Consider the following 17,217-nt stretch of genomic DNA (forward strand, 5'->3'; position numbering starts at 1 on the left):
GCAGACCATGTCCCAGCCGCCCGACATCCGTCGAACGGTCGACGCCGTCTGGCGCATCGAGAGCGCGCGTATCGTCGCGACGCTTGCGAAGATGACCGGAGACGTCGGTCTCGCCGAGGATCTCGCCCAGGAGGCCGTCATCGACGCCCTCACGCAGTGGCCCGAGTCAGGCGTCCCGCAGAACGCGGGCGCCTGGCTCACCGCTGTGGCGAAGCGGAAGGCGATCGACGGGTGGCGCCGCCGCGAGCGCCTCGACGAGCGGTATCGCACGATGGCACACGACCTCGAGCAGGCCGGCGACGATGAGTGGCAGCCGATCGACGACGACGTGCTCCGTCTCATCTTCACTGCCTGTCACCCGGTGCTGTCGCGCGAAGCGCAGGTGGCACTCACCCTCCGCACGGTCGGCGGTCTCACCACGGAAGAGATCGCGAGGTTGCTGCTGGTTCCCGTCGCGACGGTGCAGCAGCGGATCGTCCGGGCGAAGAAGACGCTCTCCGCGGCGCACGTGCCGTTCGAGGCACCGGAGCCGAACGAATGGGGCGCGCGACTCGGTGCCGTGCTCGGCACGGTGTACCTCATGTTCACCGAGGGGTATGCCGCGACGAGTGGTGACCGCTGGATCCGCACCGAGCTGGCCAATGAAGCCCTCCGGCTGGGCCGCATCCTCGCCGGGCTGTTGCCCCGTGAGCCTGAGGTACACGGACTCGTGGCACTGATGGAGTTCCAGGCGTCACGCTTCGCCGCACGCACCACCCGCGACGGAAACCCGATCCTTCTGGCCGACCAGGACAGGTCGCGCTGGGACCAGGCGCAGATTCGGCGCGGGCTTGCCGCACTGGACCGGGCGGATGCCATCGGTCGCGGGCGAGGAAGCTACGGTCTCCAGGCGGCGATCGCCGAGTGCCACGCAACAGCCCGGAGCGTCGAGGACACCGACTGGGACCGCATCGTGCTGTTGTACGAGGCTCTCGGCCGGCTCGCACCGAACCCGGTGATCGATCTCAACCGTGCAGTGGCCGTATCGATGGCGACCGGCCCGGCGAACGCTCTGCGGATCGTGGACCGGCTGGCATCCGACGGCGCACTGCGTGGATCGCACCTGCTGCCGAGCGTGCGGGGCGAGCTCCTCGCGCAGCTCGGTCGCACCGAGGAGGCCCGCTCCGAACTGCTGACCGCCGCCGGCCTCGCCGGCAACGAGCGCGAACGTGCCGTGCTGCGCGCGAAGGCGGCAGCGCTCTGAGCTCACCCTGCCGGGACGCGCGGCTAGCCCTTCACTCCGGATGCCACGTACACGGTGTTCGCGGACTGCCCGCCGGTGAGCGGGTTCGGGAACGCAACCACGTGCGCTTCGACGGTGTCGAATACTTCGCCGAGCACGGCGGTGTAGGCGTCGTCGGGCGGGTCATCAGACCACAGCGCGAAAGCACCCCCGGGCGTGAGGTGCGCGGCCGCCTCACGGATCCCTTGCACCGTGTAGAAACCGGCGGAGTTCTCGTTCAGCAGGTGCCGTGGCGAGTGGTCGATGTCGACGAGGATGGCGTCGAAGAGCGAGTCGGATGTCGGGGCGCGGCGCATCAGGGCGAAGAAGTCGTCGTGAACGAGACGGGTGCGGGCATCCGTCACGATCGGTGTGGAGACCGGCAGCAGCTCGCGTTGGTGCCAGTCGATGACGGCATCCAGGGCATCCACCACGGTCATCGTGGCGACGCGTTCGTGGGTGAGCACAGCTTCGGCTGTGTAGCCGAGCCCGAGCCCACCGACGACGACGTTGAGGTCGTCACGGTGCACGGCGGCAAGACCGAGGTGGGCGAGTTCGATCTCAGCGACAGGGAACAGGCTCGACATGAGGAACTCATCGCCGAGCTTGACCTCGTAGATGTCGACGTCGAGCGCCGGGTCGTGCCGCCGGCGCAGGCTCACTTCGCCCAGCGGTGTCTCCTGCCAGGCCAGCTCTTCGAAGCGCGCGCTCATCGGATGCCGTCGGATTCAGGAGAAATGCGCATCCCCCATCGTCGCACCTTCTGACGATGCGCGATCATCAGCCTCAAACAGCGTGGAGCCTGAATAGACGAAAGCTGAGGCAACCGCCGGATTCAGCGGCGAGGATGTGCTGCGTGTTCGTCGCGTCGCTCGGCGACCTTGAGGAGGTTCACGATGATGAAGCCGACCGTTGCCAGGAGTGCCGTGTACGTGCCGTGCTCGATCGTTTCGCGGAAGGAGTGAGCCGCACCGTCGGATCGAGGATGGGCGCCATGACCGAGACGGTGATGGGTAGAAGAAAGCGCCATTGCTGCTCCTCTGTCGGCGAAAACTTGTAACCTGAGCATAACTCATGAAGTTGCCTCCACGGGTTTCGTGTACCCCTAACTGGGGACCGGCGTGTTGGCGTCCTCCAAGGGCCTTTTCGGCAGCTAGATCCGCATATCTCCGCGATTTCACAGGTCGCTACCAGTGCCTACCCAGTTCGTGAGGAGTACTCTTGTTTCTATCGAGCGATGGTTTTCGTTGACTTGTCCGAAGCACCGCCGTACTCGACGTAGACACATTCCCCCCAGGACTGCCTGCGAAGAGCGAAGAGAGGGCCCCGGCTGAGCCGAGACCCTCTTTTTGGTTTCCGGGACTTCTTTGGGCTTCTTGCATGTCGACGATCTGGCCGCTAGCGGGCAGAGCCCTCCCCCGTCACACGAGGTACGGTTTTCGTGCCATCCAATCGGGCGGAGTGAACTGGGGCAAGCCATCGATCATCTCGAGCATCCATTCGCCGAGCTCGATCAACCGGTGATGGAACCAGCACAGGAGCACTCCGTTCCACACCTCGGTCGGTCCACCGTCGGTGTGCGGTTGCACATGGTGCCCTTCGCAGCCGGAAGCCGGAACGTTGCAGTCGCTCCAGACGCAGGTCGGGCCGTCGCGAGCGATGATCGCCTCGCGTTGCGCCCGGTTGAAACCCCGGAGCTTGTTGGCGAGGGCGACGACTGCTCCCCGTGTGTCGACGATGGCGGGGCGGATGCCTGCGTCGCACATGATCTGCTTGATGACCGAGTATGCGACGGGGTCATCGATGCCTACCAGCTTGCCCGTGCCCTTCTGCTCGATGAGAACGTCGGACGGCACCGTGACCACGACCGTGGGCGCCGCACCCGACACCGTCGGGACGTCGGCGGAGCGGGCCAGTGAGTCGATCATGGCGGCAAAGACATCGGCGCGCTGCTGCCCGGGAGTCCGTGGGTCCTTGGGCAGCTTTCGCTCGGCCTCCTCTTCTTTTGCGAGAAAGCGGGGCGCGGTTCGCGGCGTGATGATCGACGCGAACAAGGCGTTGAACTTCGCGGCGACGTCGAGGGTGAGCCGGCCGCCGAAAGGCACGAGGCCGTTCTCGCTCCTGTTGCCGATCCACATGTCGCGCTCGGCGAAGGCTTGTGCAGTGCGTGGCTCGATGCCGTTCTGGTCGAGCGCGTTCTTCCACACCCTGGCTTGGTCGGCGATCAGGTCTGCCGACAGTGGCACGGCTGAGTCTCTCGTGGCGCCCGTCGCCTGACCGACCAGCGCTGCCTCGGCGATCGTCAACAGCTCCACGTCAGCGCGCGGCGCTGCTTGCTGAAGTTCGCGAGTGATCGCATCCGCCGTCTCGACCCCGATCACTCCGAGACTGAGTGCCTTGCCGACGATCGGATACAACGCGGGCAGCGGGGTTCCCGTCTCGGACTCGCGTTGCGCAACGCGTGCACCTACGTTGATGAAGCGCGACGCGGTGCGGGAACCGAACCCGGTGACCCGTTCGATCAGTTGTGACGCCCGTGCATAGCCGTGACGTGCAGCGAGCCCCGCTGAGCCTCGAGCCCGGTCGGACCGGATCGCCACCTCGTTGCTTGCAGCCGTCACGACACCCTCGAGCCGGCAGATCATCGCTGCCGCATTCGAGATCAGAGTGAGGAGTTCGTCGCCGGTCAGTTGACCGAGCGTGGTGAGGTCGGCATCCATCGGACACTCCGCTGCTGACCCAGCAGTCACGCCTGCGCCAGGAAGCGACTCTGGTCGGCCTGCAGCGGATGGGGTGTTCATACGACCAGTGAACACCCCACCACTGACATTGGAGCGCCGGAATTCGCCGGGAAAAGGCAGGTGGGGATAACTTTCTGAGATTTCCCGCTGTGGAGGAGGGGCGGCGCAGGAGCAGTCCGTCTAAGGGGCGGCTGCCTGGGCTTCGCTTCGCTCCAGCCAGCGGGGCCGGTCCAGCCAGCCGACTCGGGCTAGGTGAGCGGCGCCGGCTTGAACATCCGCGCCACGCTCCCCCGCTTACGCGCAAGCGCCGGACGCTCCACGAACGCACAACTGAGGAACGCGAGCGGCAGAGTGAAGACCAGGCTGAGCACGATGAACCAGCCGACGTGCATCCCGGTTCCGAAAACGACGAGGGCGATCAGCTGCTGCACCGGCCAGCCGTAGATGTAGATGCCGTAGGAGATGTCGTACCGCGCCCCGACGCGCTGCAGCGGCAGCACGGAGCCCAGCCAGAGCAGCAGGATGATCAGGGGCAGAGCGGCGAACGCGGCCGCGTACCCGACGATCACCACCGCGGTGATCACGAGCAGGCAGCCGACCAGCACGGGCCAGCTCACGTCGACCGCACGACGGAACAGGTAGACCAGCGATCCGGCGAAGAAGGCGACGAACAGCGGGAAGATCGCTTCGACCTGCGCCGCGAGTTGAAGGGCCCCGGCTGTCGTCAGCACGACGAGGACCGTGGCAGCCAGGAACAGCACGCCGACAGTCAGTTTCAGCCAGCGCCCGCGCACCACACTGACGAGCACGCCGACGACGACGTAGCAGCAGGCCTCCCAGAACAGCGTCCACAGCGGACCGTTCCAGTAACCGGTGACCGGAAGCCCGAGCAGAGTCGACTCGATCCCCTTCTGCGCGAGGAACTGCGGCGCAAGCGGCAGGTTGGTCAGCACGTAGGTGAGCGCACTCGGGAACGAATACGAGGCACCTGTGCACAGCATCACTGAGACGGGCGCCAGCACGAAGGCGACGACGAGGATGCAGACGAGGAAGGCGGGCAGGATCCGCAGGGCGCGATTCCAGTAATAGGATGCCGCCGGCCGGCCCGAGAGGCGGCTCCGCGTGATGAGGAAGCCGGAGAGTCCGAAGAACCCGATCACTGCCCAGGTGCCGAGCTGGACGCCGCCGAGCTCAGGCTGCGCGCCGTAGCCGCCGAGCAGCCACGAGTGCGACACGACCACGAGCGACGCGAGCACGAGACGGAACGCGTTGAGCGAGTTCCGCCGCGGGTCGAACCGTTCGTCGAGGGTCATCTCACACCGCGAGAACTCAGCGCCGACCGAGGCCGATGTAGCGCCAGCCGGCGCCACGCCAGGCGGCGACGTCGAGACAGTTGCGCCCGTCGACGACGATCGTGTCGTTGACGACGGTCACCAACTCGACCGGGTCGAGCGCCCGGTACTCTTTCCACTCGGTCAGGACCACGACGATGTCCGCTCCGTCGAGCGCTTCAGCTGTCGTGCCGAAGGTGAGCTGCGGATGCTTGACGCTCGAATTCGCGATCGCTTCGGGGTCGGTCGCGACGACGTGAGCGCCGAGTCCGTGCAGCCGCACGGCCACATCAAGGGCAGGCGAATCACGGATGTCGTCACTGTTCGGCTTGAAAGCCAATCCGAGAACGGCGACCTTCTTCTGGAACGCGCTGCCACCGAGAGCGTCGACGACGAGCTCGACGACACGGTCGCGGCGGCGGAGGTTGATGGCGTCGACCTCTTTGAGGAAGGCGACGGATTCGCCGCGGCCGAGTTCTTCGGCGCGGGCGGTGAAGGCGCGGATGTCCTTCGGCAGGCATCCGCCGCCGAATCCGACTCCGGCGTTGAGGAACTTGCGGCCGATGCGGGCGTCGTAGCCGATGGCATCCGCCAGCTCGGTGACATCTGCCCCGGCGACCTCGGCGATCTCGGCCATGGCGTTGATGAACGAGATCTTGGTGGCGAGGAATGCGTTCGCGGCGACCTTGACGAGCTCGGCGGTGGCGAAGTCGGTGACGACGAGCGGGGTCTCGTTGGCGATCGCCTGGGCGTAGACCTCGCTGAGGATCGCGACGGCGTCGGTGGATCGAGACGAGAGTTCGACGGGCTCGATCACCGTGGGGCGCCGCACTCCATAGACCAGCCGGTCGGGCGCGATGGTGTCTTTCACCGCGAACCCCTCACGCAGGAACTCGGGGTTCCACGCCAGCTGGGCGCCAGTGGGCTCGATGAGCTCGGCGAGGCGCTCGGCCGTTCCTACCGGCACGGTCGACTTGCCGACGACGAGGTCGCCGGGCGCGAGGTACGGAAGCAGTCCGTGGATGGCGCCGTCAACGTAGGTGAGGTCTGCGCCCGTTCCGTTCTTCTGCTGGGGGGTTCCCACCGCGACGAAGTGGACGGCGCTACCAGCGACATCCGCCATGTCGGTGCTGAAGCGGAGGGTTCCGGCTTCGACGCCGGCGACGAGCAGCTCGGGCAGACCCGGCTCGAAGAAGGGGGCCTTGCCCTGGGTGAGGGCGTCGATCTTGGTTTTGTCGACATCGATACCGATGACGTCATGTCCGAGCTGGGCCATGGATGCCGCGTGGACGGCACCGAGGTACCCGCAGCCGATTACCGATATCTTCATTGTGCTTCCAGACTATGGGGTCGACGTGACGGGCTCATGCACAAAAGAAGGCCCCAGGCCTGAGCCTGGGACCTTCTTCGGTATCAGTGTTTAGAGGTACCGCTTATGTCGGTTCGCGGTTTTTTCTAGTCCTGCGAGAGACGCTGGCGGCGGACGATCGTCATGACGGCGATCAGCGCGGCGCCGAGAGCAAGAGCTCCACCAGCGGTCCAGAGAGCGAGAACCGGAACTTCAGCGCCGGTGTCGGGGAGGCCATCGCCATCCGTATCGGTTCCACCGTCAGCAGCGGTGACCGTGAGTGCGGCGGTCTGGATGGTTCCATCCTCGTCGACACCGGTCAGGTTGTAGGTGCCCGAAGCGTTCTCGGGAAGGTTGACAACGACGCTCACAGAGCCGTCAGCTGCCGAAGTCTTGTCGAGGCTGAATGTTGCAGCCTTGAAAGCGGAAAGGGTGACGTTTCCGTTGCCCTCGATGGTGAACGAGATGTTCTGGGCGCCGGCGAAGGAGCCTTCCTCGAAGATCACGGTGACGTTTCCACCGGCGACGATCGGGCCCTCGACGGTGATGTCAGAGCCAGAGCCGTAGGCGTTTGCCGCTGCGGGAACGGCGAAGATCGCCAGCACCGCGAGCGCAAGCGCTGCGAAAGTTTTTTTGAGCATGTGTATAGACCCCCAGGACTATTGGTTTGTCGATCCGACATTGGCGTGTCTCGGTGACACAGGTTCTACCATAGGGGAAAGTCACAGGTCAGCGTTAGTTGCTGTGTTTCGTGACGGTTAATTACCGGAGTCTGTTCGGTGACGACTTCGCCGTCGAACGGCGCGTCGCCGAGGAACCCGAATTGCAGCGTCGTGCTCTCCCCCGGTGCGAGTTCGATCTCGATCTGACTGACCTGATAGCCCTCGTCTGTGGCGGGATGGTAGGGAACAACCGCGCCATCGCGGGCGACACCGTAATTCTGAAGCTCGGGAGTGCCATAGACGTTGACGACGGTCTTGACGCTGCCCTGAGGTACACCGGAGCTGTCCCCGGTCACGTAAACGGGGAGTGACTCCGCCGCGTCGGCGGGCGCCGTGTTCTTCAGCGTCACAGTGACCCCATAACTGGGGCGACCGTCTTCACGGCAATCGACCTGGCCATCTGCCACGGCGACGTCGAGGTAGTAGCTCATCTTGGCTTCGGTGCCGTCGTTGAGGTAGACGCCGAACGGCTGCACGTCGTCCGTCTTCTGAGGCAGAGTGCCCGCAAGCGTCGTTGCCGCCAGCTCAGCCTGTTCAACCTCGACCGCGCTCCACAGGTTGATCCGCCGTTCGCTTCCCGATTTCGCGAGAGCGTCGACGAGCTTTGCCGGGTCGAGGTCACCCCCAGCCACTTTGTCGAAAACAGCGGATGCCGCGGCGGCGAAGAAGAGGTCCTGTTGCGCCGGCTCGGTATACCGGTTGTAGACGTCACTGAGCAAGAGTTGTACAGCGTTCTCGGCCGACAGTACATCGCCCGTGACGAGGGTGATCGGTCCGGTGGCCTCGAGGATGTAGCTCAAAGCGACAGGGTCGATGGAGAGCACCCCGCTGACTTCGGGACCGAACTCCTGTTTCCACATTTCCCGCGCCAGCGCGGCCGTCACTGGAAACTGCGGAGTCAAGTTGACGTTCTGCATCCACTCACCGGTGAAGTCTCCGTACAGGCTGCGAGTGTCATCGGGGAGCGGCAGAACCGGGTTGGGGAAGCGGGGGAAGTCCGTTGCGGCAGCCTGCTGAACGAGATCGATTCGCCCTGCTTCTGTGCGCATCAAGGCCAACGCGCCGGGGATCCCGCCACTCGCCCGCAGTTCCGCGGGGTTTTGGAACAGGACGAGAAAGTCGCGTGGGCCCGATGCGCCGAGCATGTCTGGCACCAGCACCGTCGCCGTCCGAATCGCGTGCACGGGGCCGGCGATGGACTCGAGCTGGTCGCCCAGCTGCACCTTGGCAGCTCTCACCTGCCCGATTGTCGCATCCGTGTCGATATCGGCCATGGATTTCTGCGCCGCGTCAACCGCCGTGGCGGCACGCTCCACGACAGGTCGCGCATCAATGAGCGGCTGCACATCGAGTGCGCCATCGACCGGTTTGAAGTCTGCGACCTCGATGGATGTCGCAAGTTCCGTGAGCGGCGCGACAGCGTCGTTCGAGAGGCCATCGATCACCGCGGCCAGCTCACGAAAAGCGGTGAGGTTCGGCCCCGCCCACGGCACGAACTCTGCCAGACGCCAGATCGGGTCACTCGTCAGCGCCGCGGCACTCGCCGCGTGCTCGTCGAGGCTGGCGGCCGTCTCGGCGATCTTGTCGGCCTCCTGGGCGAGAACCTGATCCTTCAGCGTTGTCGCCAGTGGCACGGCCGCTTCGAGTTCACTCTTGGCCATCAGCCCACGCGCGCCGACCCACGCAACGCACGCGACGAGCAGCAGAGCAATTGCGGTCACGACCCACAGCAGCGTCCTGCGCCGCTTCTTGCCCCCGCGGCGCTCACGGCGGGAAGGTTCGGCGGCAGTCATGCCCTCATCCAATCAGGCGCGACGAACTCCACCAAAACGAGCGCGCTTAGTTGCGCAGCGTGTCGACGTGCTCGCGATACCAGGCAACCGTGCTCCGCATGCCGTCTTCCAAGCCGATCTGCGCCGTCCAGCCGGCGTCGGCGAGCTTCGAGACGTCGAGAAGTTTCTGGGGTGTGCCATCTGGCTTGGAGGTGTCCCACTCGGTGGTGCCTGTGAAGCCGACGACACGGGCGATCGTCTCGGCGATCTCCTTGATGGTGACGTCGCTTCCGGTTCCGACATTGACCTGTTCAGGGCCGTCGTAGTGCTCCAGCAGGTGAAGGCACGCCGCGGCCATGTCGTCGACGTGCAAGAACTCGCGCCGGGGAGAACCGGTGCCCCAGTTCGTGACTGTGTCGGCACCCGACTGAACCGCCTCATCGTAGCGGCGAATGAGGGCGGGCAGCACGTGCGATCCCTTGGGCGAGAAGTTGTCACCCGGCCCATAGAGGTTCGTCGGCATAGCCGAAATCCAGGGCAGTCCGTACTGGCGTCGCACGGCCTGCACCTGCAGGATGCCGGCGATCTTCGCGATCGCGTAGGCATCGTTGGTGGGCTCGAGGTGGCCGGTGAGCATGTACTCCTCTTTGATCGGCTGAGGAGCCAGTTTGGGGTAGATGCAGCTTGACCCGAGAAAGAGCAGACGCTCGACGCCCGCGGCGACTGCGGCATCCAGAACGTTCACCTGGATCTGCATGTTCTCGCTGAGGAAGTCGACCGGGTAGGTGTCGTTGGCAAGAATGCCGCCGACCTTGGCCGCAGCGAGTACGACGTAGCGCGGTTTGGTGTCTTCGAAGAAGTCGAAGACGGCCTGGCGATTCTTCAAGTCGAGCTCGGCCGACGTGCGTCCGACGAGACCGGTGAAACCCTCGTTCTGCAGCAGCCGCCAGATGGCACCGCCGACGAGCCCGCGGTGGCCGGCGACGTAGAACGTCGCGTCACGGTCGAGGGCGCCCGGCGTGAAGTCGACGTTCTCGGCGGGCATTACTTCGTTCCCCAGCTCGTGAGCTTCGGGGCGTCAATCCAGCTCGTGCCGTCGTGTTTGAGCGCCTCGATGTCGGCGTCGACCATGATTCGTGCAAGCTCGGCTGTGTCGACCTCGGGCACCCAGCCGAGAACGTCCTTCGCCTTGGACGCGTCGCCGACGAGTGCATCGACCTCGGTGGGCCGCAGGTAGCGCTCGTCGAAGCGCACATGCTTCTCCCAGTCCAGGCCGGCGCGGCCGAACGATGCTTCGACGAAGTCCCGCACGGTGAAGCTGCCGCCGGTGGCGAGCACGAAGTCGTCAGGCTCGTCGGCCTGGAGCATCCGCCACATGCCTTCGACGTATTCGGCGGCGTAGCCCCAGTCGCGAATGGAATCGAGGTTGCCGAGGTAGACGTGGTCCTGCTTGCCTGCCGCGATCGCTGCGACCGCACGGGTGATCTTGCGGGTCACGAAGGTCTCGCCGCGGCGTGGGGATTCGTGGTTGAACAGGATGCCGTTGACCGCGAACATGTCGTAGGCCTCGCGGTAGTTCTTGGTGATCCAGTAGCTGTAGACCTTCGCGGCGCCGTACGGCGAGCGCGGGTAAAACGGAGTCTCCTCGTTCTGCGGCGGCGGCGTGGCGCCGAACATCTCGGAACTGGAGGCTTGGTAGAAGCGGCAGTGGATGCCAGACATACGCACGGCTTCGAGCAAGCGAACCGTGCCGGTTCCGGTGGTATCTGCGGTGTGCTCGGGTTCGTCGAAGGAGACGCGCACGTGGGACTGTGCGGCCAAGTTGTAAACCTCGTCGGGGCGAATCTCACTGAGCAGGGTGACCATTCGGGCACCATCGCTCAGGTCGCCGTAGTGGAGGAAGAGCTTGGCCGTCGGGTCGTGTGGGTCGACGTAGAGGTGGTTGATGCGAGACGTGTTGAACGTGGATGCCCGGCGGATGAGCCCGTGGACCTCGTAGCCCTTGGAGAGCAGCAGTTCGGCGAGGTAGGAGCCGTCCTGACCGGTGATTCCTGTGATTAGTGCACGTTTCGTCACGCATTTCCCCTTAGTTTGTCAGGCAGGGGCGCGCCGGCAGCACGACCACGCTTCTCTGCCAGGCTTCTCAACCACTCAGCATAGTGATCAATCGCAGCCGCCTCTCCGAGCACCTTCTCGCGATAGCGCAACCCGGCGCTGCCAATCGAGGATGCGAGTCGCTCGTCGGCGCCAAGCCTCAGCGACTCGGAGACAAGAGCGGATGGATCCGTGGAATCGACCCGAATTCCACCCCCCGAGGACTCAATCTCGTCGTGAGTTACGCTTCCAGCATCTGTCGCGGCTATTACCGGTCGCCCCGCACTGAAGTAGGACGTTAGCTTGCTTGGAACCGACATCTCGGTTACGCCAGGCAGTTCATTGACCAACAACACGTCGGCCGCCGCGAGCGCTTTCCCAAATGAGTCCCCCGGCAACGGGTCAAGGAATTGAAGTCGGTCTGTGCCGTGAGCCAGTTCCTGCAGCCTCGCTTTTTGGTTCCCATCGCCTAGGAGCACAAACCGAAGGTCTAGGTTCTGGTCGTCTGCTATCCGAGCAGCCGCCAGTATGTTCTCAAGACCTTGCTTTGCGCCCATATTTCCGGCGTGAAGCGCAATTGTCTCGTGAGGCTTCCAACCGAGATCGGTTCGAATCGAGCGGTCGCCAACGAAGGAACCTCGGATGTGCGTCCAGTTGCGAATCACCTCCACACGCGCGCCGTCTAGCCCAAGGATTCCTGTCAAATGCTTTCGAAAACGCTCGTGGATGACTACCACTCCGTTTGCCGAACGCAACGTCGCTCTCTCGACAATTTGGATAATTTTCTCGACCGGCCCTCCGCCCCCACCCGTCTCTCCTATCCCGAGTCCGTATATGTCTTGAACCCACACAGCGAGCGGCACTTTTCGCAATCTCAACTTCGCTTTGACGGCGGCAGTAGCGGAGGCAAACAACGCCGGGGATACCAGGAGCACTACATCTGGCTGTCCCCACCTGGCAAACAAGAGGCGGACGCCGAAGCTCAGCTCTGAAAGCAACCGCCGCACGCCACTCGGCGACCTCGGAACATAGTGCCAAAGCCTTTGCACAGGCACGCCGCTGATTGTCTCGAATCGTTTCCACTGCCCGTAGCCCGCGCTCACTTCCCAGGCTGGGTAATGGGGATGCCCCGTGACCACGCGGACCGCGAACCCCCGATCGACCAACCCCTGTGCGAGAGATGACGTGTACGGAGCGTTACCGGTTGTCTCCGGGGAATAGTGAAGGCCAAGAATCAGTATGCGTAATTTGGGTTCGCTCACGCCTGACAGAATAGTTGCACCATCGAATGGTCGGGGAATCGGGGAGTCTTGCAGCACGACGAAAATGTTCAGCCAGACAGCGAGCACCCACCAGTGGTCAATCTCTCGATGGCACCAGGTGAGCGTGGGGCGTGGAATCGTCCAACGGTTGTCATCTACCTTTGGGCCGTCGCAGAACTTCTCTTTGTTACGAATCCCTGGCAGATCAGTTCGAGACTGCGAGTTTTCATTCTGAAGTTGTTCGGTGCTCACATCGGCAAGGACGTCATCTATCGCCCCCGTACCCGGGTTCGATTCCCATGGAATCTCGAAATCGGCGACCGGTGTTGGGTGGGTGAGGGGGTCTGGGTTCACAATCAAGATCGAGTCACAATCGGCAGTGATGTCGTGATCTCGCAAGAAACCATGCTGACCACGGGGAGCCACGCACACCGACGGGACATGGCGCTAGTGACTCGTCCGATTCGCATTCATGACGGAGTTTGGATTACCTCTCGCTGCATGGTTCTCGGCGGTTCCGTTGTGGGCCGTTCCGCGTTAGTGCAACCGATGACCGTAGTCAGCGGAATCATTGAGCCCAACTCCATAGTTGGAAATGGGCCGGCGAGAGTGGTCGGGCATCGGTTCACCGACAGCCAGGAAAATGCGAGAGAGTCCCGATGAGAGTCCTTCACATCGCGACGCTCGTATCTCCAACCGGCGCCTACGGCGGACCAGTCCGAGTCGCTACCAATCAAATACGGGCTTTGAATCAGTCGGGACACGACGCCTCCTTGGTGGCCGGAGCGTCAGGATTCGACGACCCATTGCCGAAGGCCTTTGATGGGGTTCCCGCAGCGCTTTTTCCTGCTAGAACGCTAGTCCCGGGTACCGGGTTCGCTGGGCTCGGGTCGCCGTCCCTCCAGCGCTGGCTCAGACAGGAGTTATCTACGACCGATGTGCTCCATGTGCATTTGAGTCGAGATCTCATCACACTCCCTGCCGCCATGCTTGCGAGGTCCCGAGGAGTTCCCTATGTGCTGCAAACGCACGGAATGGTCGACCCTTCTTCGAACCCGTTATCGTTTCCGATTGATCAACTTATGACGCGGAGGGTGCTCCATTCAGCGAGTAGGATCTTCTACCTCACACCGGAAGAGAAGGACGGGCTCATCGCAGTAGGCGGGAAATCGCTTCCGCTAGTCGAGATCAACAACGGACACTCCTTCGCAGATCCGCCGGTCATGAGTCGCGACGGCGGCCCACTTCGCGTTCTCTACTTAGCTCGCCTGCAAAGTAGAAAACGCCCGGCTCAGTTCGCCGAGATGGCCGTGCGCCTTCGTTCGCTGTATCCGACAGCAGAGTTCGGCCTCGTAGGACCCGATGAAGGCGAAGCTTCTCGAGTGATGGCAGTGATTCGAAAGCATGATGCTGCGGAATATCTCTCGTGGGAGGGTGCGATCGCGCCCGAAGCTACGTCTGGTCGCATGTCGGAATGTGACATCTATGTCCTCCCATCGGTCGATGAGCCCTATCCGATGTCTGTGATTGAAGCGATGGCTTTAGGGAAGCCTGTTGTTGTCACGAAGTCCTGCGGCCTGGCCGACATCGTGAGACAGTATTCGGCGGGGATCGTCGTGGACGAAAGCTTTGAATCACTCGTCGCGGGCGTCGACCAGTTGATGCGCGACCCAGCCCGCCGCCGACGCGCGGGTGAGCGAGCCTTGGTTGCTGCTCGCGAACGATTTGACATGAACTCAGTCCGAGCCCGTCTTGAAGTCGAGTACGCGGGCGCGATCGAGGATAGTTCCACATAATGTCTGCTCGGCTCCTAATTGCTCAGCCCTACATCCCGCAGTATCGAGTTCCCTTTTTCGAGGCACTGGTTGCTCGGCTTTCCCGCGCAGATATCACCTGTGTAGTTGCCGCGGGGCATCCCGATCGCTTGCAAAGCCAACGAGGTGATGCTGTACAGCCTCCCTGGGCAATCTCGGTGCCTACCCGGCGCGTGAAACTAGGCTCGCGTTCGCTCACTTTCTCGACGGCTGCACATACTTGGAAGGACTCCGACGCGATCATTGTGGGGCACGTCGGGTCTTCCGTGGAAACCTACCGCGCGCTCTGGGACGGACGGGTTCACAACAGGCGGGTAGGGGTGTGGGGCCACATCAAGTCCTACGTGAACCCCGCCCACCCGCTTGACGCCGCCCTGGAAAGCTGGCAGCTCAGACAGGCTGACCAAATTTTTGCGTACACGCCAGGCGGAGCCGACTTTGCTTTGGAACGAGGCCTGTCAGAAGACCGTGTCACGACAGTCATGAATTCCGTCGACACCACAGCGTTGACAGCAGCGTGGAGTTCCGTAAGCGCCGAAGAGAAGGCATCATTCTCGTCTCAGTTTGGGCTTCGGCCCAACTCGACATTCAGCTTTGTCGGAGGTCTGGACAGCAGCAAGCGTGTTGATTTCCTCGCTGCTGCGATGGATGAACTGTGGCGTACGCGTCCTGACATCAAGGTGCTGGTCGGAGGTACGGGAGCCGATGAGCATCTGCTCCGGCGCGCCGCGACAAGAGGACAGGTTGTGCTTCTAGGACATGTCGATTCCAAGAGGAAGGCGCTCATGGCTTCCGTCTCTACGGCGATCCTAATGCCTGGTCGGATCGGGTTAATCGCTGTTGAGGCGCTCGCCCTACAACTCCCAATTCTCACCACAGCGTTTCCGTTCCACGCTCCGGAGGCAGAGTACTTACGTGAAGGCGAGTCGCGCTTCACCTCTCGGGATGACGTTTCTAGCTTCGCGAACCTGATTGCACACTTTGACCCGGCCGCCCACGGTCGAGTCACGTCGCCCGCTCCCACCCTTGAACGCATGGTGGAGAACTTCGCTTTCGGCGTCGAGCGGATGCTAAGTCGATAGCAGCGCTTAGGTATTGTTGATCTCGCGTGGCGATCCAGACGGAGTGCGCCACACTGGCTATCAGGCTAAGGCGCTCAGATAGACGGGGTCAGTGTCGACGCCATTTGAACGAGGGGGAGACATGGCGCACGGCATTTTACAGACGGATGATTTAGCGAAAGTTACGGCGCACGACTGGCGCGCCGCATATGCTGCCCGACTAGTTGTCACGGACAGCCTTGTTCTGATTTGGGTTGTGGTCGGCGTCCAACTAGCGTGGCTGGGTTTCGACGGCGAAGCGCTCGGATTCAGCGGCAGTCGGGATGATATCGGCATCAGTTACACCGCGATCTCGGCGATCATCGTCCTGAGTTGGCTTGCCGTCCTAAGCGCTTTCGGTACTCGATCAGATCGCGTCGCCGGTGTCGGTTCAAGTGAGTACATGCTCATTGTCAACGCCAGCGTGCGACTCTTCGGGCTAGTCGCAATAGTCGCCTTCCTTTTCAAAATCGACCTCGCACGTGGTTACATCCTGATGGCGTTTCCCTTGGGTATTGCTGTTCTCGTGTTCTCACGTTGGATGTGGCGCCAATGGCTGCGCGTACAACGAAATAGCGGGAGGTACGCGTCCCGAGTATTGCTCGTTGGGTCAGAAGCTTCCGCCACACATATCGCACAGGAACTCTCACGGTCCCCAGAAGCTGGCTACGTCGTAGTAGGAGCATGTGTCCCCAGCGGTCTTGTAGCAGGAGTACTGCCTGGTACTTCAGTCCCCGTTTCCGGGAATGTGTCGGCCGTAATGGAAGCTTTGCGCGCTACCAAGGCCGACACAGTCATCATCACGAGTGCCGACGAATTGCCTCCAAATCGTGTTCGCGAACTGAGCTGGTCTCTTGAACCGGGGAGACAGCACCTGGTCGTCGCTCCAAGCCTCACGGATATCGGTGGTCCGCGAATACACACTCGCCCAGTTGCCGGGCTTCCTCTAATCCACGTCGAGACTCCTCGATACGAAGGCAAGAAGAAGTTCGCCAAACGGGCGTTCGATCTAGTAGGTGGCGGCCTGCTGGTTGCTCTGCTGTCGCCCATTCTGCTCACGGTAGCTGTGCTCGTAAAAGCCACCAGCGCGGGACCGATTTTCTATCGGCAGGAGCGAATCGGACTCAACGGGGCAACGTTCCACATGCTCAAGTTTCGATCCATGGCGGTAGACGCGGATTCCCAACTAGCGAACCTTCTCGAGGAACAGGGAACACAAGGTAGGCCTCTATTTAAGGTTCGGAATGACCCGAGGCTAACCCCTGTCGGCGCCTTCCTTCGGAAATATTCGTTGGACGAGATCCCTCAACTGTTCAATGTCGTTCGCGGTGACATGAGCCTTGTGGGGCCACGCCCACAGCGCGAGGGTGAAGTCGCACTCTATGACACCGCCGCAAAGCGCCGCCTCATTGTTCAGCCTGGGATGACAGGGCTGTGGCAGGTGAGCGGTCGATCCAACCTGTCGTGGGACGATGCAATACGGCTGGACTTGTACTACGTCGAGAACTGGTCGCTCATGGGCGACATCGTGATTCTCTGGAGAACAGTCAGAGCCGTCGTCGCCCCTGCCTCGGAGGCCTATTAGAACGCGCGGTGAGTCGGGTCCGATATCCGATGTATGTATGGCCATGACAAGAGAGAACTACGCACAAGACTCGGTTGGGACGTTTATACCCCGAGGCACAGCTGAAGGCGCACCTAAGGCGCCATAGGAAGCGCTATCGGTGTCGAGTTTTCAGGGCTTCTGCAACGGATGAGCGTGACTCAAGACG

Annotated in this window: 14 protein-coding genes; 4 read left to right on the forward strand and 10 right to left on the reverse strand. The window is 62.7% G+C overall.

Translation table 11 applies throughout. From position 1 onward, the window contains the following. The first annotated feature begins 7 nt into the window (after positions 1–7). Positions 8–1,243: an RNA polymerase sigma factor gene (locus AC1M0F_RS09030; protein WP_480237894.1), complete on the forward strand. Its 1,236-nt coding sequence runs from the start codon at positions 8–10 to the stop codon at positions 1,241–1,243. Positions 1,244–1,266: 23 nt separating this feature from the next. On the opposite strand, the gene AC1M0F_RS09035 is transcribed toward AC1M0F_RS09030, so the two are convergent. The 10 genes from AC1M0F_RS09035 to AC1M0F_RS09080 all read right to left on the reverse strand — a co-directional run bounded on the left by AC1M0F_RS09035 (position 1,267) and on the right by AC1M0F_RS09080 (position 12,531). Continuing rightward, positions 1,267–1,974, reverse strand: coding sequence for a spermidine synthase (locus AC1M0F_RS09035; protein ID WP_480237895.1), 708 nt, complete (start codon positions 1,972–1,974; stop codon positions 1,267–1,269). Between the two features lie 122 nt (positions 1,975–2,096). Continuing rightward, complete coding sequence (locus AC1M0F_RS09040) at positions 2,097–2,291, reverse strand: hypothetical protein (RefSeq protein WP_480237896.1); 195 nt, start codon at positions 2,289–2,291, stop codon at positions 2,097–2,099. Between the two features lie 391 nt (positions 2,292–2,682). After that, positions 2,683–4,062, reverse strand: a complete 1,380-nt coding sequence (locus AC1M0F_RS09045) for an HNH endonuclease (protein WP_480237897.1) — start codon at positions 4,060–4,062, stop codon at positions 2,683–2,685. 188 nt (positions 4,063–4,250) lie between these two features. After that, positions 4,251–5,315, reverse strand: coding sequence for an acyltransferase family protein (locus tag AC1M0F_RS09050; protein ID WP_480237898.1), 1,065 nt, complete (start codon positions 5,313–5,315; stop codon positions 4,251–4,253). 16 nt (positions 5,316–5,331) lie between these two features. Continuing rightward, entirely contained in the window at positions 5,332–6,663 is a 1,332-nt protein-coding gene (locus tag AC1M0F_RS09055; protein WP_480237899.1) for a UDP-glucose dehydrogenase family protein, read from the reverse strand. Between the two features lie 125 nt (positions 6,664–6,788). Beyond that, entirely contained in the window at positions 6,789–7,322 is a 534-nt protein-coding gene (locus tag AC1M0F_RS09060) for a sortase (RefSeq protein ID WP_480237900.1), read from the reverse strand. 65 nt (positions 7,323–7,387) lie between these two features. Continuing rightward, positions 7,388–9,196 carry a DUF4012 domain-containing protein gene (locus AC1M0F_RS09065; RefSeq protein ID WP_480237901.1) on the reverse strand — a complete coding sequence of 603 codons (1,809 nt, stop codon included), beginning with the start codon at positions 9,194–9,196 and terminating at the stop codon, positions 7,388–7,390. A 46-nt stretch (positions 9,197–9,242) separates the two neighbouring features. Beyond that, positions 9,243–10,220 (reverse strand): GDP-L-fucose synthase family protein, encoded by a 978-nt coding sequence (locus AC1M0F_RS09070; RefSeq protein WP_480237902.1) that lies wholly within the window; start codon positions 10,218–10,220, stop codon positions 9,243–9,245. Continuing rightward, a complete protein-coding gene (gene gmd / locus AC1M0F_RS09075; protein ID WP_480237903.1) occupies positions 10,220–11,251 on the reverse strand; it encodes a GDP-mannose 4,6-dehydratase in 1,032 nt (343 codons plus the stop codon). Before gmd ends, AC1M0F_RS09070 begins: the two co-directional genes overlap by 1 nt. Then, positions 11,248–12,531 carry a glycosyltransferase family 4 protein gene (locus AC1M0F_RS09080; RefSeq protein ID WP_480237904.1) on the reverse strand — a complete coding sequence of 428 codons (1,284 nt, stop codon included), beginning with the start codon at positions 12,529–12,531 and terminating at the stop codon, positions 11,248–11,250. Before AC1M0F_RS09080 ends, gmd begins: the two co-directional genes overlap by 4 nt. A 659-nt stretch (positions 12,532–13,190) precedes the next feature. On the opposite strand from AC1M0F_RS09080, the gene AC1M0F_RS09085 reads away from it, so the two are divergent. From AC1M0F_RS09085 to AC1M0F_RS09095, 3 genes are all read left to right on the forward strand, one after another. Continuing rightward, entirely contained in the window at positions 13,191–14,327 is a 1,137-nt protein-coding gene (locus tag AC1M0F_RS09085) for a glycosyltransferase (protein WP_480237905.1), read from the forward strand. Beyond that, positions 14,327–15,427 (forward strand): glycosyltransferase, encoded by a 1,101-nt coding sequence (locus AC1M0F_RS09090; RefSeq protein ID WP_480237906.1) that lies wholly within the window; start codon positions 14,327–14,329, stop codon positions 15,425–15,427. Before AC1M0F_RS09085 ends, AC1M0F_RS09090 begins: the two co-directional genes overlap by 1 nt. A 121-nt stretch (positions 15,428–15,548) precedes the next feature. Continuing rightward, positions 15,549–17,030 (forward strand): sugar transferase, encoded by a 1,482-nt coding sequence (locus AC1M0F_RS09095; RefSeq protein ID WP_480237907.1) that lies wholly within the window; start codon positions 15,549–15,551, stop codon positions 17,028–17,030. The last annotated feature ends 187 nt before the right edge of the window (positions 17,031–17,217 follow it).

The sequence above is a fragment of the Mycetocola sp. Y719 genome (assembly GCF_056713205.1).

What these genes read in the sequence shown, in the direction of transcription:
- AC1M0F_RS09030 (WP_480237894.1), top strand. Translation starts at nt 8, where the DNA reads ATGTCCCAGCCGCCCGACATCCGTCGAACGGTCGACGCCGTCTGGCGC.
- AC1M0F_RS09035 (WP_480237895.1), bottom strand. Translation starts at nt 1,974, where the DNA reads ATGAGCGCGCGCTTCGAAGAGCTGGCCTGGCAGGAGACACCGCTGGGC.
- AC1M0F_RS09040 (WP_480237896.1), bottom strand. Translation starts at nt 2,291, where the DNA reads ATGGCGCTTTCTTCTACCCATCACCGTCTCGGTCATGGCGCCCATCCT.
- AC1M0F_RS09045 (WP_480237897.1), bottom strand. Translation starts at nt 4,062, where the DNA reads ATGAACACCCCATCCGCTGCAGGCCGACCAGAGTCGCTTCCTGGCGCA.
- AC1M0F_RS09050 (WP_480237898.1), bottom strand. Translation starts at nt 5,315, where the DNA reads ATGACCCTCGACGAACGGTTCGACCCGCGGCGGAACTCGCTCAACGCG.
- AC1M0F_RS09055 (WP_480237899.1), bottom strand. Translation starts at nt 6,663, where the DNA reads ATGAAGATATCGGTAATCGGCTGCGGGTACCTCGGTGCCGTCCACGCG.
- AC1M0F_RS09060 (WP_480237900.1), bottom strand. Translation starts at nt 7,322, where the DNA reads ATGCTCAAAAAAACTTTCGCAGCGCTTGCGCTCGCGGTGCTGGCGATC.
- AC1M0F_RS09065 (WP_480237901.1), bottom strand. Translation starts at nt 9,196, where the DNA reads ATGACTGCCGCCGAACCTTCCCGCCGTGAGCGCCGCGGGGGCAAGAAG.
- AC1M0F_RS09070 (WP_480237902.1), bottom strand. Translation starts at nt 10,220, where the DNA reads ATGCCCGCCGAGAACGTCGACTTCACGCCGGGCGCCCTCGACCGTGAC.
- AC1M0F_RS09085 (WP_480237905.1), top strand. Translation starts at nt 13,191, where the DNA reads ATGAGAGTCCTTCACATCGCGACGCTCGTATCTCCAACCGGCGCCTAC.
- AC1M0F_RS09090 (WP_480237906.1), top strand. Translation starts at nt 14,327, where the DNA reads ATGTCTGCTCGGCTCCTAATTGCTCAGCCCTACATCCCGCAGTATCGA.
- AC1M0F_RS09095 (WP_480237907.1), top strand. Translation starts at nt 15,549, where the DNA reads ATGGCGCACGGCATTTTACAGACGGATGATTTAGCGAAAGTTACGGCG.